The sequence below is a fragment of the Paenibacillus sp. MAEPY2 genome, assembly GCF_000499205.1.
GTDB classification, from domain to species: Bacteria; Bacillota; Bacilli; order Paenibacillales; family Paenibacillaceae; genus Paenibacillus; species Paenibacillus vandeheii.
Map to the genome: position 1 here is coordinate 28,428 of NZ_AWUK01000016.1, position 25,377 is coordinate 53,804.

Consider the following 25,377-nt stretch of genomic DNA (forward strand, 5'->3'; position numbering starts at 1 on the left):
ATCCTATTGTTCACAGTCGCATCACTGAGAGCACAAAACCTCCTTTCGATAAAAACAAAAAAGCGGCATACTGAGAGTTCCACAAAATAAGAGAACTCTAGCACGCCGCATCTACGGTAGTGTTAGTGTGTATTCAATTCATTGTTTATAAGTATATCTTGATTTACATCTAAAATCAATTTAAACTTCCATCCAATCAACAAAAAGAGAAATTTATAGATTCTAAAATTTTGACTCATATTGATTTGCTTTATCCGAGATAGTGTCCTTCAAGTGTCCAACTTTAACACAAAGAACCGATCCTCATCTATCAAGGATCGGCATACCCATCAAACTGAGAGAGGGAAAAATGGTCATAGTCATAGCATATCCCTCCTGATCAGATATATACATTGTTATGAATAAATTTTTTATCAATAAGTTTAACTTTGCAATTCAGTAATATCAACGTTCATGTACTCTGTAAGCATTAAGGTAATGTCTACTTTAACTTTACTCCACAACAATGTCATTTTATGCTGGTATCCTCTTATGGAGTAGTCTACCGATAAACTGAGATCGGATCTACTCTCCTCAATGATTTTTATTTGATGTTTCTTTAGACTTAATTTTGTTTTGTACATTTCTAAGGCAATCTTCTTCTGAGTATTGTCTAGATAATCGACATACACGGATTTCATCTTAAAATTTGAAGACGAAATTTTATTTTTATCAACTTCTAGACAACTCAATAAATACGGGAGTTCTACAACCTTCTTTACGAGAGCAAGTTGTTCAGAAGTCTGCCTCACCGTACTCGCCTCCACCTTCCAGTTTTACCGAAACCAATTGATCAAAATCAACAAATTCAAACCCATTATCCATCTCTATCTTGATTTTCTTTCCCATCGTACTAATGGACGTGACAATCCCATGCAGATACCAGTTACCCGACTCGTTAAAAACTTCAAAGTTTGCTGATAAAGTATAATTTAGCGACATCTCTAAATTTTGTGCAATGATCTCCCACTCATCTTCATGAATATGCGGTTTGGACTGATAATGAATCTGTGTCCGATGCTCATTAATTCGTTCTTTATGTTGCGGCAACATCATCCGGTTCGACTCCCATAACCCATTGGCTTCAAGCTTTTTACTCATTTGTAATGTCCTCCAATCTTAGATGCTCTATCGATCGCTTGACCGGCAGCCGTAATCGAGCTTGCTCTTAGTATGGCAATGTCGCCAAATCGATCCTTAATGTCGTCCATTACCTGATCAATGGCCCGTTTCTGCTCTTGATCATCAAAGAAAGATAGTTGATATGTATCCGCGTTGGATAATTGAGAAAGGGATACACCTACACGCCGTACAGGTTGCCCGTCCCAGTAGTGATGGAATATGCGTTTAGCTATCTTGCATACATCAACTGTTATGTTTGTAGGGTCAGGCAGTTTAACTTGCCTGTGGAACCCTGTTGGATGGTCGAAATCGGCCCCAGACACACTTAAAGACACCACACTACCCATAAGTCCCTTTTTACGGGCCCTTCTGCAGACTTCTGTGCAAATGTCCTGTATAACCACTTCGATCTCCCAGGCCTCCGCATAGTCTCTAGGCAGGGTCATTCCGTTCCCGATATCCTTTTGTGTACTATGGGTGTCGACGGTTACCGGTGAATTATCGAGTCCATTGGCTACTCTCCAGATAACTTCTCCGTTTACTCCCCACTTACTTCTAAGTTTAGATAACGGCGTATTCGCAAGATCTTTAATAGTACGAATCCCCATCTTCCATAAATGTTTTTCCATCCTTGAGCCAATACCCCACATATCACGGATGGGTTTGTCTCCAATGTGAAGATGCAACTCCTCTTTCTTTAAGTGGAATATACCTCCATCAACTTTTTTAGCAATCATGTCGCAGCATAGTTTACTTATGATTTTGTTTTCGCCAATGCCGGCTCGAGCATAAACGCCAGTCTCGTTATAGATTTTGTCTTGGATTTGTTTAGCTAAATCCATTGGATCATTGCCGAAGAGATGCATAGACCCTGTAAAATCAGCGAATAATTCGTCTATACTGTACGGTTCGACCAGATCTGTAAACTCCTCAATTATAGACATGATTTGGGTAGATACTTCGATGTATTCCTGCATATGAGGTTTTACAATGATTAAATCAGGACATTTCTGAAGAGATTGCCAGAGAGGTTCAGCGGTAGAAACACCTTTAGCTTTGGCTAACGGACAAGCGGCAAGAATAATTCCGGAACGTCTTGCTGGATCACCAGCCACAGCTAAAGGTCTGTTTTTGTGTTGAGGCATTTTTGCCTTTTCGACTGAAGCATAAAACGACTGCATGTCAATAAGCATAATGGTTCGCTGCTTAGTCACGGTAATCACCCCTGTACATTTAGAACGTATGTTTGTATATATTATAAACCGAACGCACGTTCCTTATGCAAGAGGTAAATTTTATATTTTCAAGGAGACGTCTAAATTAGATCAAAAAAACGACCAGCTCAGTGGCTGGTCGTCGCTTATAATTCCTTGTATACCATGGTATAGAAGCTATTTTTCATTTTCTCATTGTATACAATCGCTTGTGGAACCTTACTCTCTACCATTCCCTCAGCCAATTCAATAACTCGGCCCCCGTAAACTTCCTTGCGAACGGAAGGTGGAATGTCAAAAAGGTCCATCCATTTCCAATGTATCTGAATTTTAAGGGCATCCACTAATCGGCTCTGTATTAATGATGCTCCTGCAGGCGCTTCTTTTCTTCTTACAGCCCTTTCTCCCCAAGCTTCATCTAAAACTTCTTTGGACGGACCATACGCTTCCACATGTGCGCTTTTTACTATTCGTTTATTAAACAATTTTACTTTGTTCTTATCTGTTACCGGTCCATGAATCATCATAATTTTTTTACCATATAGATTACTCGGTTGTTGATTAATGGGATGACGTTGAGTTATTACTATAGCCACCGTTTTTGAGATTGGAATAAAATATCCCTTTCCTCTACCATATCCATACCGATCTGCATTAATCGTTGTATACCCTAAGTCACTAAGAACAAATGGGATATCAGTTCTGTTATGTAACACTCTCCATTCTGCATTGCAAAACAAACCACAATAAATTTGAAAATCAATGAGTCTATTCATATTGGTGTTGTCTTGACTATTAAACTCTAACTGTTTATTAAGAAGTTCTAATGATGGTGCTCGATCGAAGAGTAATTTTTCAAAATCTTCTCCACGACAAAAGAGTTGCGACACGAAGGGCACTAGAACTGTTACCCATAATACTCCATCAAAAGTTGGTCCTCCTTTATGTTGCTCTAGAGCTTGAACAGCTAATGATAAGTTTTTTTCTACATAGGTCCACGTTCTGTCAACATATCGTTCATCATCGAGATAAGTTGTATCTTGAATGGTATAAATATGCTCTCTAAACCCCACATTGCCCGCTTTTACTGGAACGGCCGTTTCCATCCCATCTCGTCTAAAGAAAACGGGGCGGCTTCGTTTACGTGGAATAGTCTCATTGTTGGAGAAATTCGCAATGTGAGCTGCTGGTATAACGTGTTGCTTTCCTCCAGGTTGGCTTGATTGTACTGTCAAAGAATCTCCTCCTCAAAAATAAAAAAGCCGCTAATAGCGACTTTGAATGCGACAAATTTCCGATGGGAAACCGGTAGTTTCGTCGTAGTCCAAACTGCAGCTTGTCTAATTAAGTTTGCTAAATAGAAGTTTAGCTTCAATATTTTATGCAATTACTCAATCTCTAGCAGCCGCTCTCAGTTAATAATTTCCCACCTTAAATCGGGCAATTTAACGAGATACGTTGGTGCTAAAGTTCTTATGTTCCCATTCCATGACCATTCATCTCTGTAATTCCCCTCTCAACACACTATAAACATATAAATTCAACTACATCCTATTAAGTAGCACTTACACTCGTAGGTTAGCTCCCTATACCATGATTACTCACTTGAAGTTTCCCTTCCCTTCTTTTTTAAGTGTAATCGTGCTTCAAGATCATTAAGTTTTAATTTATCCGCCCATTCCGTGGCCATTCATTATCGATCACTCCAGTACATTCGACTTTAGGTAAATTATATAATAAGTAAATATTTAGGTCACGCCACTTACTGATTCTTAATCAGTTTAGATCAAATTTTTTTTTGAAGAAGTGAAATGTCTTAACTTTCGTAGAAATTCTGTTCCAAAATCCGGATACTACGTGGAATACTTTCTTTCCGAGTGATAAACCCCTTTTTCTCAAGCCGTTCCAAATAACTATAGGCGGTGGAAGATGAGGTCAAACCCAGCAAATCACCAAGTTCTCGTGTTGTTGGAGGATACCCATTATCACGATAGTAATCTTTAATGGCCTGAAAGGCTTCCTCTTCTCTCTGGGTAAGTTGCAGCATGAGTCAGATCCTCCTTAGGTGTATAACATTATAAGAACATGTGTTTGTATTATACCATAAATTTTATTTAGCAACCTAAAAAACGGCAGCATCTTTCGTAACGAATTACTGCCTTTCACAATATATTTTTGTACTTTATTCATGTGATACAATATAAAAAAATGAAAAGGAGAGTATTTAATGCCTAAGGTTTCATTGGATCTGGCACACCTGGAGTACATACAGTCATTATTCCCTGAAAAATCTGCTTCACCCATTGGCGAACAAGCTATTAAGTTGATTCATGAAGCTATTAACTCATCCCATAGAGCATGTGAGTGTTTAGAATTCGATTGGTTTTTTAATCAGAAGAATGATGACAGATTGTTAAAAGATTTTATAGACCTACCTATGCAAATCAAGATGATGAATGTAACTGAGTTTTTTGGAAGTTTTGAAGAACGGGTATACATAAGGGTAATTAATGCTTTAAAGAGAAGAGGCTGCAACTCCATGAATCAACTTATGGATCTTTCGATCTACCAAATTTCCTGTACCCGTAACTTAGGGGATCGAAGTCAACTAGCCATCCTACGTGCTCTACAATCACTAACAGAAAAAGAGCCCTCTTAGATAGGAGCTCTTGTAGTTATTTCTAATTTTTCTTTAATTGCCGCCTCATTAGAAAGCCGCCACCTTTTCAGAGGTTGACGGCTTTTTTGGTGGAATCGATATACACTATATTTTAATGACTAATCAAGATACACATACTCTTTTGAAATTAAAAAGTTATAAGTGATAACAGGGTTCATACAATTCTTTAAAATCTTTAACCATCATCTTCTTTGTTAGATACTAATCTTACTGATCTACCACAGTGGTTTATGTAATTTTATTATCTTCTGGATAGATCCCTGTTATTACTATTTCGGGATTTTTTAATTCCACCTTTTTTCCAACATTAAGGTTGAGTACGATATTATAAGGATCAGTCCCTACATATTTCGATGTTTTTATCATAATACTATTCTTATCAACTTTGACTAATAAATCTTTTTTACGAGGCTGCCTTCCACAGGGTTATAGTTACCTACTGAAATTATCTACTTGAGATTTTTTGAGTATTCTGAGGTAGATATAAAGTGGCAGCGTAGAAGCCATCATCAACCCCCATTTTAGCTGGCAGGCCGGTAACCCATTTTGCTTCAATGTATGCCTCATCGATATCTATGTATTTGACATCAGTATCTTCCTTCAATGACACAATTCCCTCTCCAGATTGATTACTTGTATCAGACAATTCCACTGTAATTCCCTTACTTGAAAAATGGTATTCTTTTATCTGAAGACGGAGCAACGGCAATGCGGGAATGTAATCATTTACAATATGTTCACTGACCCATTTTGCGATTTCAGCTTGTTTGGATGCTTCAGTAAGTTCAACAGGTTTATTGGTTCCTTGATATATGGCATAACTAAACAGTCCTGCTATTAAACCAATGAATACACCCGCCACTACTGCTCCAATCCAATCATCAAAATCTAAGAATTCGTGAATCCCATAGATTATCCCTATAATTACGAGAATGAAGAACAACGCAATAGGAATCCAAAACCATGTATAAACCGGTTCGCCTTGAATAGGAATATCAAGTGTTTCTCTAAACACTTTAAATGTACTGATAATCTCTTCTTTTGACATGTGTTTTGGCACACCTGCTTTCAAATGATTGTATCTGCATAATATCATCATGATATCAAAATGTAAACCAAGATATACATTATTATTGTTTTTGTTTTACGAAATTTACAACAAGAAAAAGAGCTACCTTATTTGGCAGCTCTGGTGGATAAGAAAAACATCTGAGTTTGATTATACAGGTTGGGATCTAGGTTCCCCAGCCATGACCCATGGTAGTTAGAATTTGCGAAGAAGCAATGGCTACACTAGATAGGACCAAGAGATACTTCAATTTTCTGAGCATTAAGTTTATACACCTCACTAGTCAATTGATTAAACCTTTTCCTCGCCTCATTACCGGCACATTCCCGATACATTTCGAAGAGGGACATACTGTTAATTAGGTTTTTTACACTATTTATTCTAATAGAAACGTCAAAACTTTCTAATACATATTTTAAGGCAGTATCGTAATCTTCTTTCTCATTGAAATAATAAACAGCCAATTCGTTCAAAAATTGAGCGTTGCTCTCATTTAAGATTATCGCTTTATATTCTGATTGTTGGGTCGGAAGAATGTGTTCTGAAAATCTGTGAAGGACATGGTCTACGTTCATTCTATACTTATTTGCTGCTTGAATAATATTCTGAAGAGCTATATAGATCTCATCCTCATGAGAGGCTATGTAATCAGCATATTCATTTAGAATATCTACTTCACCAGCCATTAAGCGATACAAGTAAGTATTTGCTACTCCCCATTCTTGGAACTGAGAAATAAACCGCTGAGCTTCTTCATCCGTTTCTTTAATCCATTCATCAGCAGTAGAGTATAAACCCACAAAGTGTAATGCCCTATTATAATCCCCACAGTGCTCACTTGCAGTAGAGCGGGCTAAATAAGCATATAGAATGTAATAATAGGTTGGACGTGACGATAGGGGCTTCTCCTTCCTCCTGAGTGACGTATTGTACTGTAAATCATATTGAATCTTTGCTCTATCTAACATCAGTTTGGCTAGTTCATCAACCTTGATCCACTTATGTACAGAGCCATAGACATGCATGAGTTGCTTCAATGCATCGAGTTGATAGGATTCATCCAGGCGGCTTATATAAAGTTCAAATTGTGCTGCTAGCCTAAGATTCTCCTCTAAGTTTTCTCCTAGCTTAATGTCAAATAACCGATACTGACAAAGGGCCAACCTTTCCGAGTGTTGCATTTTTTCAGCTTCGCTAACCATTTCATAAATAACTTCAGCGGCTTTTAAATTCCCCTGAGCATAGAAATCTTCAGCATAATCAAAAAGAACTTTAACGTAGCTTAAATTGTCCCAATAGGCTGATGCTAAACTATGAATGCAATCCATTCGGTTTAGTTCCGCACATTTTAATAAAAATGGTCCTATTCTTCGTAAAGACGGTTGTTTGATGCAAATATTGACGTAAGACGAAAAGAATGTGTCTTCAGGCAAACCCATGCCTGCAGTAATCGCAACCAACTGATTAAAGGAGATGGGCCTCCCTTGCAAGATACGGCTCAATGTTCCTGAATTTAAGCCGGATTGTTCTGCAAAATGGGAAACCTTCATTTCATGTTTTTCCATATATGATATCAATGATGACTGAATGAATTCTGGAGATTCCAAGACAACACCACCTTAAAAATAAAAAAAACATAATTTGGCTTAAAAATGCAATTAAAGTATATTAGTGAATTAAACAGTGGTCAACTGCACGCAGTAGTTAATACGATCTAACACGATTTACATCGTTTCGTACAGTAAGAACTATACAATAGTAACGATTACTGTACTCAATCACTAATTATATACATGACAAATAATTCGTGCAATATAGTACGCGTATTATATTACGTGATATATAATTTGAATCTCCTCTATCATTATACGTAAAAAGGGAGATCTTGCATTGAAATTGAGGGACGCCCGAGAATCGGCTAATTTCACTCAAGAATCATTAGTATGGGAAATCAGTAATTATACTAAATGTTCTTTGCGGAATTATCAAAAAATTGAAAAGGGTCTGGTATCACCAAACATAACACTTGCTTTGGTCATCTGTGAAATCTTAAAGGTTGATCCAAGGGTAATTGATGAATGGAAATATTAAAAAAGAAAGACACATCAAAGTAACGATGTGTCTTTCTTAATGCAGTCTTCTCTGGCTCTTTCACCCAGCGTTCCTTAAAGAAGTCTTATCCGGTAATACGCTCACTTTCATGGTCTTTACGAATCTCATTAGCCAGGCGAATTAACAAATTTGTATCTACCGCATTAAGAACATCATTTTCAAGTTGCGTATATTTTTCTTGAAGCTGAGTATTCAAGCGGTTTGCTTCTGTTAATTCATCAGACAATAAAACGGTTAATTGTCTAAGTTTAGTTAACTCGTTAGTTATAAAGCTAATTGTGTCGTTAATATCGTTAACGAATTCGGAAGAATTAGGATGCACATCCACTGTATTTGTTGTTACCAGATCCTCTTTTGGTTTAGGTGTTTCTAGTTCTGCATGATTAATTGAAACAATATGCTTGTTTTGCGAACGTTTGGCCTTAGCTTCTTCAATTTTATCGCTGTATTGTTTTCGTAGTGTAGAATTCCATCGAAAGCCACAAGCCTCTTTCGTTCGATAAAGTTTCTCTGCTGCCTCAACAAAAGCTTTTAATTGAGTACTTCCGGATTCTATGTGGAGTAAGACTGTCTGTGCTAATAAAATATCTTCTTCAATTCCCCAAATATCTTTGCGTGTTTTCATTCCAATCGCCCCTTACTATTGATATAGTTAATCTCATTTATATCCATATAGAAGTCCATATATTCATACAATCTACGAAACGTGATAGATCAATTTTTCCACTCTAAATTCCGCACTATAGATTAAACTTGTAAATCAAAATAAAAGCTTGTACTTAAAACAAGCTCCATCCTGCAGGTATGGCATATTTAAATGCAATAAGACTCCCCAGGAATCGAAAAAGTAATCCATTTGATAATAATACTCGATATAGATTATGATAATAAACGAATTGGTTTATTATTGAAGTTTGGAGGTATTCAGATTTGGCCATCGTAGACGACATGCGGAAAAAGATCGAAGAACTTGAAGCTAATATAGCGGTTTATGAGGATATTAGCAGTAATTTACCTAGTGACATTAATTATATTGTTCAGAGTCTACTTAACCATCAATTAAACGACCTACGTTTCAGGTTGGAACGTTTCACTTTTCTTAAATCAGAAAAACAATGTAGCCAGTGTCAAAACTGGATCAAGGAACATGAGGAACCGGTCCTACTCAATTATCAGTACAATAAGATGAAGCCTCTTCACATGACCCTCTGTACTAATTGCATGTCTGCTATGGATAAAGTGATGGTTACCAATGAAGCTGAATCTAAATGGGGATTGCGGCCAGGAACGATTAAGCAAGATCGGCATCTTGGGAAGCTCAGGGAATTTGAAGATATGGGGCTTATCGTGAATAGCGGGAGATATATAAAAGTACACGAACTTGTAATGCGGGCATACTATGAACCTAAACAGCTTGAAAAAGTAGCAAAGAAAGATAGAAAAACCAAAAAAACTAAAAATGAAAAAGAGGCGCCTCAAGAATAAATCTTGGGACACCTCTTTATTTACGTTTTATCGGGGGTCGCAGTACATACTACACAAGGTCAGTCTTCGCTCTTTTTTCTTCTTATCTTGAAAGATAAATATCACTCGGTCACTATATGATCGGATGTCCTTAATGCCTTTGATAACGATACTTATTCCCTCACTTCCCACTAGATATAGTGTTTTTCGTTTCATGGCTATGGAGCAAAGATTGAAGGGCTGACTCAATATTCCTGTTACCCAACTTTGTAATTCACTGAAATATGCTTGCATAGTCACTCCAATTAACCGATTCTGAACTTCTTCTATGGGCATATTAACGTTATCATAGGTTTCTGGAAACATACATAGTGGAGGATCTGCAGCAGGAATATCGCTCACTTTAAAATATGCTTTTGAATTAGATTCATAATCAAAATAACCTTCAAACAAGTACTTCTCCTCATATTCCAATAAAGAATGTACCGGTTTACGCAAATTCATATATGCTCGCTTTCTTCCCCATTTAATTGGCGAGGGAATACTTGTATCAAGAAGCACTCTCGAATACCACATGTGATCAAGAACAATGGGAATCGAGAACTCAATATTCTCATCCTCATAACAGACGGATCCTGTTTTTCCGCTCCATTGACTCATTTGGTGAAGCATGAGGTAAGATTCATATATTTGAGTCCGGTGTGTTAGAGTGTTTGTTAATTGAGCAGCGGTATCTTCTAAAGTCATCTGTTCCATAGTTAGTCCCTCCAATTATCGATTAATATTGGAATTCAATTTGATCCAGTAGCAATTCTTTATGGTCAGAACTGTTTAAAATGAACAGCTCAAGCAAATCTTCAGGTGAACAGTGATTTGGTAATGATAGTTTAGTAAAACACTCAAATAAACGTTTCCAATATGGATATTTTTCTGCGCCCAATAACCAATCGAAATCCGGACGGCCTAAAAGTATTGAAAACTTTTGATTGAAGAAAAAGTATAAAGGCTCATAGTGAAATGAGCTCCCATAAAGCAGTATCTCCTCAACGCTCTCATTACCTGGATAGGGATACAGCTGCAGGTATCTTCTAATTTCTTGTAAAGGTACTTCTAGTGGATGTTCTTCATTTGCATCAGCTAGCTGTAGACGATCAGACTGCACAAATATGGTAGTTAAGTTGTCCTCCATTTGTACCGCAACATGGTCATAACCGTTGCAGCCTTTGGAAATACCATATCTTTGGGTTAGACCATCAATTGTTGTATATACCACCCGGTTACCTGGATAACGGACAGAACATATGTCGGGGAAAAACTCCTCGTTTAAGCAAGGCTGTACCATAAATTCTGTTGAGTTCATGATGAACATTCCTCTCTTATAGAAAATAAAAAAAGTCCTTAATGGCTAGTAACAGCCTATTAAGGACTTTTTGGTGCTGAATGTATCAGTGTAGAGTTTAATTTAGAAATTCCATGAATCTTGATAAAAATTAGATTTAGGAATTACGTAGATTTCCGAGATTAATGGAATTTTAATTTCTGTGTGTCCCTGCGGAAGATTTAAAATTACCGATTGGGGTCTACTCTTGGTATATAGCACCTGGACAGCTTTCCCTGCGATCATCATCCCTTTCACAACCATCTGAATGTCATCTTCAGGCTGAATCGATCTGGCAGCCATACACACAGCCTGGTACCGTTCTGCCCATGCTATATCACCATGACTCACACGATCAACACCAACGGTTTCGAGTTTCACTTTGTTGTTGTTTTCATCGATTAGAAATCGTGGTTCCCATGTAGCATGGAACATGGCTGATGAGAATGGACCTGGATCATGGGGAAAGAATCGATGAATGATCTCCCAAAAACGATGGGATATCGCCAATCCTTCCGGAAGCTCACGGGCCTTAACTTTCTTGATGATTTCTACCACCTCAATTTGAGAAAGGGGCAGATTGTATTCTCTCCAGAATGTAAGAAGAATCGTGCGTATATCGATGGTTAAATCCCCATAACCGGTACTAAAACCACCTCTGTTTCGGTAATACCCTGTACAGCCACCATATCGAATTTCTTGTACACCTTTTAATAGCCTCCTCATTTTGTAATGAGGACCCAGCTCTTCAGGATATGCATCAACGAGATTACTTAATGACTTATCCTCTTTAACGACTGTGCATGCCCAGCAGCCAAAGCGGGCAGAAGATCCGGAACACCCTTTGACGGCATCATTTTCATTCTGGATGATGGCTCCAATGGGGCACTCCATCATTCCTGAAGCAAGCCCGTAGATATTGATAAGATTGTGATTGGAGTACTCTTCGTTCCAAGGAGCTGGAGTCCGGACTAAGTAAGTGGCCACATCAGCAGCGGTCCAATGGCGTATCGGGGGCGCAGTTCTTAATCCCCCTCTCAAAACATGTACACCATAAAAATCATTGCTAAAATGGTGTTCAATGGACTTAGATCGATTACTGGATTCAGCTGATCTCACTCCGAGGACCTGGCAGACTAACTCATTGTTAGAGAAGCGTTCAAGTAAATCATTTTGTCCTGGGTTTATTTTAAGTCGCTCAACGCACCACTTAAATGTTGCTGATGGTGGAATGAATCCATCTCCAAACACGCAAGCCGTGTAAGTTTGGTCTGATTCGGGTTCTACTATAGTAAATCGATCGATACTAAATCCGTTAATAAATAATTGATCAAGCTTATTCGTTACGACTGATTGCATTGTACGAATATGTTGCTCGATGATCGGGTTCTCTACTCCTGTACTGGCTGAGATAATATAAAGCTTGTCCTGATACATCGGATTCGCTAATACAAATTCCACACATAACTGTAGTAGTACGCTGGAGTCTTTCCCTCCGGAATATGCTATGACTACCTTCTCATTCTCTTCAAAAATACGTTTTACAGCTTCCTGTGAATACGCAATTAATTGAGAATCGATGGTATCTTGAATCACCATAGCCTCTTTTGGAAGAGGTTCTGTGTCTACAAGATATTCAGTGATATCAAATAGAGCCTGGCTCTCATACTCATTTGTATGTCTGACACGTATATTTGGCCACTCATTTGGGAGGTTAACGCCATAAGGGGGGATTTGTTGAGTTGTAAAGAAGATCTCAAGCAAGAAGGAAAACTCACTTGAAACTCTAAACCAAAGCATAAACTTATGTTTCGGAGATTGAAGGTGCACACTGTATGGTTTTTGGAATGCGTCGATAAAGGTTTGTTCTGGCACACAACATTGTGTCTGCAGATTTCCTTCCAAATCTTCTATTAGTTTAGCTAAAGGATGGTACTCAGGTTCCGATAGAACACTTGACCAGTGCACGTTTGTTTCTTTTCCAATCAGTTCTTCAATCGGTTCCTCATTAATAAAATGATGTATCGCAACATAGAAATTTGATAACTGAAATACGGAAGTCCATTTTCTAACGGTCCCGAAGTACACACAGCCGGCATCTTTTAGTAGCCGCCATAACTGAACAGATTGTTGGTTATGTTTGTGTAAATGCAGAACAGGTTTAATTTTACTAACCGTTTCTTTGAATTTGTAGGTGTCTTGTTCCATAGTAATAACAGCTCAAATAAACAAAATTAACGAAGGCAAAAAGCCCTCATTAATAATTCTTATAAGAGCTTTCCTCCATTTAATTGTTTTTTAAAAGAAAAGAAGCGCACTTCGTTATGAAGTGCACTTCTTATGGATTTATTTAGTTGCAGCAACCTGGTTGTAAGGTGATCGTCTTAATTCCTCAAGATCACGAGAAATCACATCTTTAGTCATGGAAGGTGTTCCAGCAACCCAGTTTGAAGATATCCGTCGCTGTTGCACCTCATGAAAGGCTTTAATTGTATCGTAATCAGAGGAGGAGGCAGGACGACGAGCGTTGACTTGTAATTGTCCTTTAAGCATTCGCTTCATTAGTTCCACTCCTTCAAGTAAAAATTCCGAATTTTGAAAATCTCCAGAAAAGCCAAACTTATTTGGTAATATAAATTTACCACGATCCGTTCGGATATTCAATGAGATGCGGTAGTCCTCAACAAGTGACTCCTTCATCACGTGTAGCTTGTCCCACACAGATATGCCGCCAAAAACCGGATATCTTTTATCGACGTTATCAAGATAACCGAAATCGCCGAACCAGGTATACATTGCTTCAGCGTTATAAGGCATAATGTCTAATGTTTCGAACTCCCTTACATTCAGCACATGTCCGAATTCATGTTGTAAAGACTGAGCACAGCGCTCATGTAAATTTAACATGTTCAAGTTTTCCAGCAGAAAACTTTGAGAGTCAGGGCTCATTAGCTCTTTTATGACAAGTTGAAAGGCTTCATTCTTATACAAAATTTTTTCTTTTTCAATCCTTAACTCTGTATTATCAGGTAGTAAAATGATACATTCTTTGTTCATGCTTGGTGATTTATACATTAGTGCAATCCCATCTCCATGAAGATGAGAACGAAATTTGAAGTAAAGATTGAATACCTCTACCTCCTGCAGCATAGCGCCCCGTTGGATTGCCTTTTTGATACCACCATTCATTTCATATTTGGTTCTAGGCGGCTCTTGATTCGGTAATATTTGATCCGTATGTTGTATGAGTTCCAGAATCAAACCTAATTTGGCTCTTACATTTTTGAACCTCGGTTTTTCGAACTCTAACCAATCTGTTTCCTCCATAATTGCTTCGATTTCATCATCTTCTGTATTAATGACTACTTCTACATCATCATCAAACTCTGCAGGAGTAATGTTGGATACATAGTCAAATTTAAGGTCCTTATTCACTGTTTATTCTCCCTTAACTGGCCTTGTAATAGCTCTATTATAGTATTTTATTTGTATAATTAATATGATCGACATGGCCAAACATCATAACTACATGGCCACTTTTCGTTGTATAACTTCCGTTTGCAGTTTCCAAGTTCCAATCCATAAGGACTGGGGTTAGAGTGTTTTTTAAATCATTTAAAAAATGTTCATCGAATAAATCGTTCCGCATAAATCCATAGGCGACTGAATTACATTCCGCCTCTAAACTGTAGGGGATCCATTGAGTTGTAGTAGATTCATGTTCCGCGATCTTCATAAGTTTAAACCAATGAGATGGAAGAAGTCCTTCATCCACCTCAACGATACACAGGACTGCTGCTTTTTGATTATTCACGAAATACCTCTCCTTTGTTTAATAAATTGTTGAAGTACTGATCGTAATATAATTTGAGTTGTTCATATGCAAGGATCGTATTGTTGATTTGACCTTTACCATATTTCTCATGTAACTCACTTACAGTGAGTGCATTAAATGACGCAAGTAGCTCGTTGAAATAGCTGGTATCTACAATTTCTTCGATATCCAATTCAGCTGCTTCTACTACAAGCAGGTTGTACATCTCGTCTTGATTCATGATCTTTTTCAACCTATGAAAGTGATATTCATATTCACTTTTCTCAGCTAATTCCAAGACCCACTTAGGAATCTCTTCCATTTTCAGTACCCCCTTTGTTGAAATAAAAAAGAGCTTGCCCGTAAACAGGCAAACTCATAAAAATTATTGAATAAATAGTATTATGCACTTTAGCTCATATCAAATTATTAATGGGTAGAAGTAATCTACTGCTCATTGTTTCAGACATTTGCTTCGTATCATCTTGGAATTGATGCCTCAAGTTCATACGTAAACTCAAATTCGTTTACTTCGTAAAGAAAGCAAACTCCTGCGGAATTTTAGTGAATTCTAATTTGAGTCTTCATAATAGCATTATGCATCCACTATACAAAATTGTTATACCATTTTCAACTGAACATGATATTAGTCACAATGAGCTCTTAATTGATGATCTATGGATTGCCCCAAAATCTTCGCCACCGGAAAAGCAACACCATTTCCAATGAGTTTATATTGATTTGTTAATTTTACGTCATCCGGAATCACAAAAGAATCGTCAAAACCCATTAATCGGAGAAATTCACGTACAGTAATCCTGCGGTCTTGAACGGGATGAAGGAAGGCTCGGCCATCCTTCCCGATATTAAACCCTATCATTGGACTGATGGAGTTCCAATCTAACCTCCGAACCCCTACCCACTGATTGCGAGGATGTTCTATTAGATCATGGATGCGCTCTGGCGTTGGACTAGTCCAAGTTACCACGTGATTCGGTATATGAATTCGTTGATGTAATTCTGTAGGGAACGGTAAATCTCCAATTGCTTCTCCTACTGTCTTATGGATGTATGGTGGGCGCGGGAATTGAAATGGAAAATTTAGATCCTTTCGTATACCCACAATAAAAATTCTGCTCCGGCTCTGGGCCACTCCAAAATCTGATGCGTTGAGAGTACCTACAGTTATGATATATCCGTATTCCTCAAATGCATCAATCAAATCTTGAAGTGCAGACTTATATCGTTGATACAACCCAAGCACATTTTCAAAAAGGAATGCCTTTGGTTGGATCCGCTTTATCCCCTCAAGGTAGGCCCACACTAATTTACCATGCCTACCGAATTGTCCTCTAGCAGCAATATTGTTTGAGGTATAGTCAAAACACGGCGGTCCCCCAAAGACAACATCTACAGTTGGAAGACTCGACTGAGTGAGTACTTGTTCGAAATCCCCTACCACAATGTGTTCGCCAATATTATGCTTATAACATAGTGCTGGCTGAGCATGGAGTTCGTTGGCCCACACAATGTCAAAAGAATCCTTTAGTCCATAATCTAAGAGTCCACCGCCTGAAAAACAGGATAAAGCAGTGAATTTTTTTTCGTTTTGTAGTTTTTGCATTTATTAGCCCTCTTTTTTAGAAACTCACAGTTTCTAAAGAGGGCAACCAATCAAGTAATCCTGGGGTGGATTACGTACACTTGCTAAATGGCTTTCTTATACCCCGGTCCATTTGCTGTAATGGTTTTATGGATTACTAAAGACCCAGTCCGGTATCAATCATATTCAACACTGTGGTATAGATACCAGATTGTTCATCCAACCCGTTAACCGGGAAATGCTTTGCTACGTTTCCTTTCCTTCCGAATAGTTCGAAGTACATCAAACCAAGGGCTATCCATATATTGGTCCCTGTCATCTTCGTAGCATTGGTACAAGTTAAAACAGCTGGGTTGTCCTTGATATTCACAATTTGAACATTCGTTCTCAATAAATCTAGCTGCTTCATCATTAGACATCATGTACAGTAGCTCAAGAGACAGAGTACCCACGAACCAATCACCCTGTTGGAAGTTATCATCATTCAGTAAGGCACCTGGGATGACAAGAATATGCTTTGCCACACCAAGCGGGACATCGCGGTCACATTTCAATTTTCGTTTACGCCCATCTAAAAAACCGCGATTATATATCGCGGTTTTTAGCTTGCCATCCAACGGCACAAAATAGAATTTCTCTGTACCGGATATGATTTTTTGAAATAACAGTTGCAATCGTCCTTTACTATTTACGTGAACTGAAACGAGTTTCGCTTTTGGCATATATCCTCCTTGAAAACTAATTTAAAGCTTCCAGCTCCAACGTCATTCGCTGATTGAGTTTTTTGATTTTGCTGTTTCCCATAGCAATGAGATTTTTTATTTCGGTTATTGTTAAATGTTGTAGCAAACGAGGTTGGTCCAATATAGCCTCAATACCTGGTAATCGGCAATTTGAAGCTAAGCGATTAAGCTCAATACTTCCGTTGGCATGGGCAATATCAGTTAGCCATTCTCCAAGCTTAACTAAAGCCTGATCCACTTCTTTCATTTGTAGAATTATTTGCCGTCTATTCATACGCCCACCTCTTCTACACAATCGCGATCCTCAAAACAGTGGATAACGAAGTAATAGTGGTCTACCATAGAAAGATAATAGCCAAACCTTTTCAATTGAGATCCCAGATCAATCAATAAAGAACAATCACGTTCACCTGTATCCGGGTTTATTAAACCGTAGTTTATAGCTAAACTTGCTTGTCCTTCATACGTAACTGTAATGGTATGTACATTCGGTGATGGAACATAATCCGTAGGATCGATATATTCATGGACTTCGTCCTTCCCGCCATCTCCAATGTAAGCTTTGCCATTGAAATATATAGTCACATTGTTAAAAAGGCTATATTTCTTAAAAACATCTCTTATACCATCTGCAATGTTCTCCATGGTACATCGATGAGCTTCGCTTTTAGATAGGTATGATTTATCTAAGATCCAAGAACTATCTGAAAGAGTTCGATATTCCAGACCAACTGAAGGTCTATAGCGGAATTGAACCGGACAATTATAGCTATCTATGCCCGTCCAAAAAGTGTGCTCTTCCTCTGGGATAGTAATGTTGTACACGCAATTAAAGCGTTCTTCAATGTATTGTTGAACTTCGGTTGTCAAAATGTCTCCTCCTCGTTTTTCCCTTTATTGAAGGTGGTTCCCTGGCCGAAGAAATGTAAGCCAGCCATCACCAACATCTTTCATAATGATTCTGTCTAGTGAACGTTTAGATTCGTACACCCAACCAAAGAAGTGCTCTTCAGTTTCATATTGGTCCGGGTAAACCTCCCAGACATGCCCTACACCTTCATATTCATCTAGAAGAGCATGGCTAGAAACCGTACCGATTTGACGAAGCTGGTTGTAATGTAGCTCAATTGAAACGTGACTGCAGATGTAGTCCATAATTTCTCCTTGTACGAAATTGATTCGATTTGGTGGATCTTTCTCTTTTCTGTTCTTGCTCTTTTTGGGCTGCAGCTAACTTCAATCGTTCTAACCGAAGTTGTTCTTTCTTTTGTTCCCCCCGTCGAAGCATCTCCAAAATGTAAAATCGATTCACACCAGAGATTTTTTCTCCGTTGTACTTGTATTCATCAATTGGGTGGAGCATCAATTGTTCCAAATCCGTCATCACCGGTAGCCATGGTCCACAAATATCACCGTAATCTGGGTGATAGCTGCTGTACCAAAACGATCCGTTTTCCTCTTTTTTGATTGCGTACAAAGAGGCGTTTAAATCTTTTAATCCATGAAGCAAAATGACTGCTACATCACAGAGAAAAAGCTCAAAATCCATTGTTTTCTTCATCGAACTCGCCTTCCTTCCGTTTTTATGTATAAAAAAAGACGCCTAGCTACTTTTCAGTAGTTAAGCGTCTTATAAAACCGTTAAGGGTTTGGTATATTATGAATTAAATCTGAACTGACATTTTAATTGGTAATTAGCTAGCACCCTATTAGAAACTGGGCGATCTGAACTAAACTTACTTTCGTGCCATCTTTTCAGAATAAAAAGTACACACATTAACCCTCAATCCATATGTCCTATGCGAAATTAGATAGCTGTCATCATGCTAATACATGTTCACAGTGTAACCGCTCTGAGGGAAATCATTTAATGTAATATAACTACATTCTATATGAAAATTACCGATTACTCAACCTGTTATTACACCTGCTCTTCGTACAACTTTTCAACATCAGGCCATTCATCAGCGGTTAACAATTCTAAATTGTTATTGTCATCAAGAACATAGAATAATAAATCATAAGAATCGTTGTGTTCATCTTCCAGTTTGCAGAGAACGATGTATCTTTTTGATTCACCCGCAAGTATGTTCAAGACACGATACTCCGCGATGAAATCTGTAATCTCGTTTCTTAAGGTCAAAATATCCGACAGCTCAATTTGAATTGTGTTTGTTTCCGGAACTGGTTTTGTAATAGCATTCAGAACTATATATTCGTTGACCTTCATAATGACACTGTCGGGATCCATACCCGTAACGTCAAGTCCGAAATGAAGTGCTTGGGTTTCCGCTTCTTCAATGTTTTCAACAATAGATAGATTATTAATCATATATATGTCCTCCAATATTTAAATGTATTGTGCTTAACATGGTCCGCCTATCCCATGACGGAAAGCACCTGCGGGATAGGTCCACTTTTCCTTATCTTCTAAAATGATGTCTGAAGGTGTGATTTCACCTGTTACTAACTGGTGAATAGCTTTTTGCTGATTATGCTGTACACAACTTGGCGCATTCCCCACATACTCATTTAGACTAAGCTTGTTATCGAGTGTAAAGTTTAAATCAATCTCAGCCAGTACGATATTTTCGTAATAATCTGGGAGAATCTCTTTTATTCCAGCAAAGTGAGAGGGGCTGCTGAAAATACAACAAGCACAAGAAGCCCTTCCCCATCCGACAACATAACAAGGATGTGGGATCACTCTGTTTCGCTTCAATACTTCCCATACATCCTTTTCAGAATAGTCAATAATATTTCTATAATGGTGGACAAACCTCTTTTTCCTTGAAGGGGCATGTGCTCTGTGAAGTTCCATCATATTGTATTTAGCACGGTTGTTGCTTTCTCCCCTACGTTCACCACTAACAATTAGGATTTTACAATTTTCCTGAGTATCTAATTGTTTTTTGATAGCTACATCACTAACTTCAATTTTTAAGGCACTACTGCAGTATCTGGTTTGCAAGTTCGGGCTTTTAGCAGGGAAACGATAGCGATAACCGTAGCTCTTCAATTCATCTTCAAGGGTTTGTTTAGTCTCTAGGTTTCCTTCCTCCTCAGCTCGTTGAAGAAGCATCTTTAGTTCCTCGCTCCTTGACCAGGCTCCAGGCTCTATACGTTTCATCTTGGCATCAGCATCTTGAAACTGTACAGGACGCTTAGATCCTAGCCTGTACACTTCTCCCCAGAAACCTTCTTCCCGATAAGAGAAACGAATTTCTAAACCAAATACTGCTGCGAAGGCAGTACAGTATGGTTTGGTTGCTGGCCAATCCATTTTTTTATTAGATCCGCCATCAATGTCGTGATGTAGAAGGATAATTTTAGATCGCGGAACCCCTTTTTCAAGGAGATCTAATACGGAAGCAACGGAATCTTTCCCTCCACTGAAAAGCACAAAAATTTTATGATAACTTTCCAACGGATCAATATGATCCAAGTATATTTTCTGCATATGAGGTGTATCCGTTCTTCCAGGTACGTTAGGAAAAATGTTTGTATTATTACCGTATATCCTGTTGCTTTTGTAACCATATACCACCGGTGTGGCTTCGTTACATTTTCGGTCACGAACTAAATGAGGTTGATCTTGAAAGATATCCTCTAAAAATTCAAACGATAACTGTACATTAGAGTTGGCCAATACATAACCTCCTACATTTTATTAGACATAGAACAGGTATAGCTTTAAAAGCTATACCTGTTTTGAATTATTGTGGTTTAGATTAGTCTGCCGTTCTGTTTTAAAACATAAACCCGAGTTGTCCCTTCTGATTCATTTGAATGCCGAATGGTTGCGAAGTAGTCTTTTTAGAAGTATTTTTACTTCTGAAAAACATCTCCGCAATTTTATTTGCGATAGATTTAACGATTCGACAATCTACGCTTTGACCAAGCATTTCATAGATGCGTGTTTCTGGAACATATGGTGGAAATACAAACCAATCCGGAACAGAAAGAATACGCCGAATTTCTTCAATCGTCAGAAATCTGAAGGACTGTTTATCCTCTGAAAGAAGATATGTACTTGATGCAGATTGGGCTCGGTATCGCTTAGGGATGCACTGTATTTCTGTGACCTCAGGGGTGACGAACGTCTTTTCAAGACTACGATTTTTCCAACTATTATTCTTTTCCGCCTTTGACTCAAAACTTTCCATGAATTTATGGAGTGGTTTCCAAAGATGGGAAACTCTTTTGCCATCTAAGTAATCTCTCAGTTTTCGCTTTCGGATACTCTTTGGTGTCTTTGGGAATGAAAATGACTTAAAGTCTTCTTCATTACGAACTGCAACAACATAGGTTCGTTTTCTTCGTGCGATCGAACCAAAATCATGCGCTTCTATCGTTGATTCGCTCCAAAAGGGAAACTCATCTGAAAGTAAATCTTTAATCGTTTTGTAAGCGTCAGTGGAATAGAAACCAGTCACATTCTCCATAAAAATTGCACGGCACTTTGTACTACGGATTAGCTCCGTTGTTGCTAATGCAAGGTTGTTGAATATCCCAGCCTCCATTAAACCCAATGTTGAAACCTCATTACACGGCAACGTTACAATGGTTATATCCGATTCAGCTACAGTGTTACAATCAAGAAGATCCCCAGTGTATAAGTAGCTCTGCGGGAAGTTTTCGCGATATACGGCACTACTATCGTCATCAAGCTCTATAGCTCCAACAGATGAGAAATAGCCCGTGTCTGAAAAACTGCTGCTCACGATGCCTGCCCCACTACAGATGGTGAAAGTCCTGATCCGTTTGTCTGAGCTGCTAACCAAGGAATCTTGAGTAAATAATTCAAAATGAAGAGGTCGAATGAAGACCCTACTCATGTGATCATCCTTGAAGACACACATTTCTACTTTGTTCTCAACGTCAATAATACTTCGATAGCTTTCCTTCGCAGTATCGACAATAGGTCGTAAAACGCCATTACTCTTCCGTGATGACACATGCACGACATGATCTTCATCTGTGATAGGCTCTGATTGTATGATGATTTGTTTTGAATCTACATCAGTAGCTATGAACAATTTTTGTCCAGGTTCAAAGCCAGCTGCTTCGCATACTAAAGAATAAAGCCAGAGACGCGGCTTCATCGCTTTCTTGGTTACTTTGTAAACTTTCTTAAGCATTAAATTCATATGGATTTCCCCCTCTGTGTATTGGTCCTAAATTAGATAGAGTAATAACGACGAATGTTTTCTGTTGTCGGCAGATAATACAAGTCTCGAATCAAAGGATGATCATCATAAGTGACGATGATATCGGCGCCAGGCATTCCTTGATACAGCGACTCCAGTAGTACATTCAATGCAACATGTTCATTTTTTTTATAGAAGTGGCGATACAACTGGTTACCTTTTTCAACAAAAGGGGGATCCACAAAGATGGTTGTTCCCTCAAGTGACCAGTAGTATTCTTCAATGACATGTAATGCATCTTCATTTAGAACAGTTATGCGATCACTTAATGTATGAATCTTTTCAATTCGTTGAATCAGACGATCCGGGTTCCACCGGGACAATCGTTTGACTGCTTCGCCGTTTCTCCCTCCAAGGGGGTTGGCTTTATAGATACCGGAATAAGCTAAACGATTGACAAGTAAGGTATACCAGGCTGCATCTAAGGTTGTGCAGTTGGGGTAATCCTTTTTAATGATTTTTTGAGCATTAAAATAGTCCTTTTCGGATGGTGATGAGCTAGATTGCAACCGATAAATTAAATCATATGGTGCATGTTTTATCGTCCAGTACAAAGCATAAATACCGAAGTCCACATCATTAAGAACTAGCCTTTTGACTACTCCTGCTTCAAGTAGTGCAAATTCGGCACTCGCACCGCCGGCATAGGCACCAACAAGGCATTCAGATTTTGTCTCCCTGATTTTCGAATGGATAGCCGGTATCATTTTTGATTTTCCACCAGGATACCGAAGGCAAGAAAGCTGCTTATTAAATTTTATTTTGGGTGCAGCGAGCCTAGGGGTGGATTCCTCCTTCTGTCCTTTTTCTTCTAGTAATAAGGTGAACCGGTGTTCATTACTAGAATTGAAATAGGTAAAACCATCGCAGTAATCGCACCAAAACCCCTCTTCACTTGAATCAATATCATCAAGCGTGTCCTCTAAGGGTCCACAAAACCTACATACCAGCTCCATAGACATCTCTGAAGTATCAACCCTTTCATTGGAAAATAAAGAAGCTGAACAAGATGTTCAGCTTCTTTATTGTTTAGTGATGTTAGTAGACATAATACGATTCAACTATTACGCCATACCTTTGAATGTCCTCGATAAAGTACACATGGGATCTATACGCCTTAGCATTCATTGCTGTCCCCCATGTATCTGCATCTGAAGTGAGTGTATTTCCACGTATTTTATCTGTAGAGGAGATAAACTCTCCAGCGTCACAAACCGGTAGTGTAATTCTTTCTGTCTTGTCATAGAGCGCTATCTCCACATCGACGGGATCTATAGGTGAAAATTGTTCCAAGATATATTTTTGGGTGATTAAATGCCATTCAGCAGACGAAACATGCTCTGCTTTAATATTAAGACAGTATTCAAAATCAATATCTGTCCAAACCTGGATGACATGCTCCGATGTTTCCTTTTGAATTCGAGACCGGCTTAAACTGATTAGAAATTCTAAACGCGACTCATACTCGTTTTGTTGACGATTCTCAAGCGTAACGATCATTATTGTATTATTTTCTCGAACCAGATAGAACCAACCAAAGCCAGTTATGTTCTTTATATCAAGACTGTCGTCTACAGAGACGTGATAAAAACGATACTGTTGATTGGTCATATACTTATTCTCTACATTAAGAGCTTGTTGCAGATAATATGAATCCTGTTGAGAAATAACACGAAGTTTAAGAGTAATAGTATCAGTATCAGGTTTTTCAGTTTCGGAATTTGCATGTGAAGGTGGGATAGCTATTGCTAGTTGAGTTTCTTGTCTGTCACAGTTCAAATTTAGTAAATCATCGATTGAATTACATTTTTCAAACATAGTCCCCTTTAGTAAAGCTTTAATGACTATGTCATCAATCATCTTCTCCTTCGAGATATAATTGTTATTAAACAGGTATTGGCCCAGCTCTAAACAGCGATTTAAATCTTCTTCAAAACGGATACTTGCAGCTACACCATATTGTTCACCGATAAAGTACTGGCTATAGTCATTGAACTTTTGTTCCCAAATTTCGTCCTGTACAGTGATCATACAGTTCATCTCCTTATGGTTTTTAGTATGTACTAACAGCTTCATAAAGGTTCGCGTAACGAATGTCCTCTTCAATAAGATTGATCCACTCTGCTACTTTAGCTCGATTATTAACATTGATATAATCATGAATTGAATCAAATTGATTCTCCTCACGAACTATGGAAAGGGCGAAAATAAGATCCATTTCTGTATACCTATCTACTAGATGGCTTTGATCTGTGTCGGAATATACCGGGTAGGCCCGATAACATCCATCTACTTTGCTAAAACACATTCCAATCATTTGTTTTACTTTGAACTTCTCTTCCCATTTGACGGGATTTACCTTCAGAATTAACATCTCAGTGTCCTGTACTTTTTTCATTTAAATTTTTCTCCTTTGGCCTAAACGCAAAAAAACGGAATCCTCAGATTAAGAGAATTCCGTTTATAAATGCGATAGCAGTATTAGTTTTTTAAAATAAACAAACAAAAAATGCATAACCCACTGGAATCGTAAATTAAAGCTAATATCGGCTTTCCAGAAAAGAACAACGCCGTCATACCAAATATGTTCGCGTTTTCTTACATTGTTTCCACGATTCCAAAAAAAGAACCATGTCCGTTTCATTAGGTTAACATCATCATACAATAGTATGTACATGTCTCAGATGAAAACAATGAAGAAATGGACTTGTTATATGACTATAATTTTATCCTAATCGTGGATGGATTTCAATTAAGAATGTATATTTTTTAATTCCGGGTCAATGACAAGTTCAGGTAAGCTGAATAAATAATTTATTTTGAAAATTTTATTAATATGAAATAGAACAATACCCCTCCTATAACTCCAAAAAAGGCATATAAATCTGTAAACATATACGCTATAAAGATTGAGGTTACAATTGTCACA

Annotated in this window: 26 protein-coding genes; 2 read left to right on the plus strand and 24 right to left on the minus strand. The window is 38.1% G+C overall.

Going from position 1 to position 25,377, the window contains the following annotated elements; translation table 11 throughout:
• Nucleotides 1-774: 774 nt before the first annotated feature.
• The 4 genes from P364_RS0114455 to P364_RS0114475 all read right to left on the minus strand — a co-directional run bounded on the left by P364_RS0114455 (nt 775) and on the right by P364_RS0114475 (nt 4,422).
• On the minus strand, nt 775-1,140 hold the full coding sequence (locus P364_RS0114455; protein ID WP_024630819.1) for a YolD-like family protein: 366 nt from the start codon (nt 1,138-1,140) through the stop codon (nt 775-777).
• Nucleotides 1,137-2,375: a DNA polymerase IV gene (locus tag P364_RS0114460; protein WP_024630820.1), complete on the minus strand. Its 1,239-nt coding sequence runs from the start codon at nt 2,373-2,375 to the stop codon at nt 1,137-1,139. Before P364_RS0114460 ends, P364_RS0114455 begins: the two co-directional genes overlap by 4 nt.
• A 146-nt stretch (nt 2,376-2,521) precedes the next feature.
• On the minus strand, nt 2,522-3,610 hold the full coding sequence (locus tag P364_RS0114465) for a DUF4238 domain-containing protein (RefSeq protein ID WP_024630821.1): 1,089 nt from the start codon (nt 3,608-3,610) through the stop codon (nt 2,522-2,524).
• A gap of 581 nt (nt 3,611-4,191) precedes the next feature.
• Nucleotides 4,192-4,422, minus strand: a complete 231-nt coding sequence (locus P364_RS0114475; RefSeq protein WP_024630822.1) for a LexA family protein — start codon at nt 4,420-4,422, stop codon at nt 4,192-4,194.
• A gap of 180 nt (nt 4,423-4,602) precedes the next feature.
• Here P364_RS0114475 and P364_RS0114480 point away from each other — a divergent pair, with 180 nt between their 5' ends.
• Entirely contained in the window at nt 4,603-5,034 is a 432-nt protein-coding gene (locus P364_RS0114480; RefSeq protein WP_024630823.1) for a DNA-directed RNA polymerase subunit alpha C-terminal domain-containing protein, read from the plus strand.
• A 466-nt stretch (nt 5,035-5,500) separates the two neighbouring features.
• Here the strand turns inward: P364_RS0114480 and P364_RS0114485 are convergent, their stop codons facing one another.
• The 3 genes from P364_RS0114485 to P364_RS36180 form a co-directional block, all read right to left on the minus strand.
• Nucleotides 5,501-6,103 carry a hypothetical protein gene (locus P364_RS0114485; protein ID WP_024630824.1) on the minus strand — a complete coding sequence of 201 codons (603 nt, stop codon included), beginning with the start codon at nt 6,101-6,103 and terminating at the stop codon, nt 5,501-5,503.
• Nucleotides 6,104-6,348: 245 nt separating this feature from the next.
• Nucleotides 6,349-7,731: a helix-turn-helix domain-containing protein gene (locus P364_RS0114490; RefSeq protein ID WP_024630825.1), complete on the minus strand. Its 1,383-nt coding sequence runs from the start codon at nt 7,729-7,731 to the stop codon at nt 6,349-6,351.
• A gap of 569 nt (nt 7,732-8,300) precedes the next feature.
• Nucleotides 8,301-8,861, minus strand: a complete 561-nt coding sequence (locus P364_RS36180; RefSeq protein ID WP_024630826.1) for a hypothetical protein — start codon at nt 8,859-8,861, stop codon at nt 8,301-8,303.
• A 305-nt stretch (nt 8,862-9,166) separates the two neighbouring features.
• Here P364_RS36180 and P364_RS0114505 point away from each other — a divergent pair, with 305 nt between their 5' ends.
• Nucleotides 9,167-9,721, plus strand: a complete 555-nt coding sequence (locus P364_RS0114505) for a hypothetical protein (RefSeq protein WP_024630827.1) — start codon at nt 9,167-9,169, stop codon at nt 9,719-9,721.
• A 27-nt stretch (nt 9,722-9,748) separates the two neighbouring features.
• Here P364_RS0114505 and P364_RS0114510 read toward each other — a convergent pair whose 3' ends face one another.
• The 17 genes from P364_RS0114510 to P364_RS0114595 all read right to left on the minus strand — a co-directional run bounded on the left by P364_RS0114510 (nt 9,749) and on the right by P364_RS0114595 (nt 24,846).
• Nucleotides 9,749-10,456 carry a hypothetical protein gene (locus P364_RS0114510; RefSeq protein WP_024630828.1) on the minus strand — a complete coding sequence of 236 codons (708 nt, stop codon included), beginning with the start codon at nt 10,454-10,456 and terminating at the stop codon, nt 9,749-9,751.
• A gap of 22 nt (nt 10,457-10,478) precedes the next feature.
• Complete coding sequence (locus P364_RS0114515; RefSeq protein WP_024630829.1) at nt 10,479-11,060, minus strand: hypothetical protein; 582 nt, start codon at nt 11,058-11,060, stop codon at nt 10,479-10,481.
• A gap of 102 nt (nt 11,061-11,162) precedes the next feature.
• The gene (locus tag P364_RS0114520) at nt 11,163-13,286 is read right to left on the minus strand and encodes a phosphoadenosine phosphosulfate reductase domain-containing protein (protein ID WP_024630830.1); all 2,124 of its coding nucleotides are present in this window, start codon (nt 13,284-13,286) and stop codon (nt 11,163-11,165) included.
• 138 nt (nt 13,287-13,424) lie between these two features.
• Nucleotides 13,425-14,513, minus strand: a complete 1,089-nt coding sequence (locus tag P364_RS0114525; RefSeq protein WP_024630831.1) for a hypothetical protein — start codon at nt 14,511-14,513, stop codon at nt 13,425-13,427.
• 37 nt (nt 14,514-14,550) lie between these two features.
• Nucleotides 14,551-14,892: a hypothetical protein gene (locus tag P364_RS0114530; RefSeq protein WP_024630832.1), complete on the minus strand. Its 342-nt coding sequence runs from the start codon at nt 14,890-14,892 to the stop codon at nt 14,551-14,553.
• Nucleotides 14,885-15,214 (minus strand): hypothetical protein, encoded by a 330-nt coding sequence (locus P364_RS0114535; protein ID WP_024630833.1) that lies wholly within the window; start codon nt 15,212-15,214, stop codon nt 14,885-14,887. Before P364_RS0114535 ends, P364_RS0114530 begins: the two co-directional genes overlap by 8 nt.
• Nucleotides 15,215-15,538: 324 nt before the next feature.
• Nucleotides 15,539-16,516 carry a DNA cytosine methyltransferase gene (locus P364_RS36185; RefSeq protein WP_024630834.1) on the minus strand — a complete coding sequence of 326 codons (978 nt, stop codon included), beginning with the start codon at nt 16,514-16,516 and terminating at the stop codon, nt 15,539-15,541.
• 206 nt (nt 16,517-16,722) lie between these two features.
• On the minus strand, nt 16,723-17,217 hold the full coding sequence (locus P364_RS0114545; RefSeq protein WP_024630835.1) for a hypothetical protein: 495 nt from the start codon (nt 17,215-17,217) through the stop codon (nt 16,723-16,725).
• Between the two features lie 16 nt (nt 17,218-17,233).
• The gene (locus P364_RS0114550; protein ID WP_024630836.1) at nt 17,234-17,512 is read right to left on the minus strand and encodes a hypothetical protein; all 279 of its coding nucleotides are present in this window, start codon (nt 17,510-17,512) and stop codon (nt 17,234-17,236) included.
• A complete protein-coding gene (locus P364_RS0114555; RefSeq protein WP_024630837.1) occupies nt 17,509-18,108 on the minus strand; it encodes a hypothetical protein in 600 nt (199 codons plus the stop codon). Before P364_RS0114555 ends, P364_RS0114550 begins: the two co-directional genes overlap by 4 nt.
• Before the next feature lie 253 nt (nt 18,109-18,361).
• The gene (locus tag P364_RS0114565) at nt 18,362-18,799 is read right to left on the minus strand and encodes a hypothetical protein (protein WP_024630839.1); all 438 of its coding nucleotides are present in this window, start codon (nt 18,797-18,799) and stop codon (nt 18,362-18,364) included.
• 360 nt (nt 18,800-19,159) lie between these two features.
• A complete protein-coding gene (locus P364_RS0114570) occupies nt 19,160-19,570 on the minus strand; it encodes a hypothetical protein (protein WP_024630840.1) in 411 nt (136 codons plus the stop codon).
• A gap of 33 nt (nt 19,571-19,603) precedes the next feature.
• Nucleotides 19,604-20,887 carry a phosphoadenosine phosphosulfate reductase domain-containing protein gene (locus P364_RS0114575; RefSeq protein WP_024630841.1) on the minus strand — a complete coding sequence of 428 codons (1,284 nt, stop codon included), beginning with the start codon at nt 20,885-20,887 and terminating at the stop codon, nt 19,604-19,606.
• A 100-nt stretch (nt 20,888-20,987) separates the two neighbouring features.
• Nucleotides 20,988-22,388 (minus strand): DNA cytosine methyltransferase, encoded by a 1,401-nt coding sequence (locus P364_RS0114580; RefSeq protein WP_024630842.1) that lies wholly within the window; start codon nt 22,386-22,388, stop codon nt 20,988-20,990.
• A gap of 32 nt (nt 22,389-22,420) precedes the next feature.
• Nucleotides 22,421-23,410, minus strand: coding sequence for a DNA adenine methylase (locus tag P364_RS0114585; protein ID WP_152532707.1), 990 nt, complete (start codon nt 23,408-23,410; stop codon nt 22,421-22,423).
• A 76-nt stretch (nt 23,411-23,486) separates the two neighbouring features.
• Complete coding sequence (locus tag P364_RS0114590) at nt 23,487-24,479, minus strand: hypothetical protein (protein ID WP_024630844.1); 993 nt, start codon at nt 24,477-24,479, stop codon at nt 23,487-23,489.
• A gap of 22 nt (nt 24,480-24,501) precedes the next feature.
• On the minus strand, nt 24,502-24,846 hold the full coding sequence (locus P364_RS0114595; RefSeq protein ID WP_024630845.1) for a hypothetical protein: 345 nt from the start codon (nt 24,844-24,846) through the stop codon (nt 24,502-24,504).
• Nucleotides 24,847-25,377 lie beyond the last annotated feature (531 nt).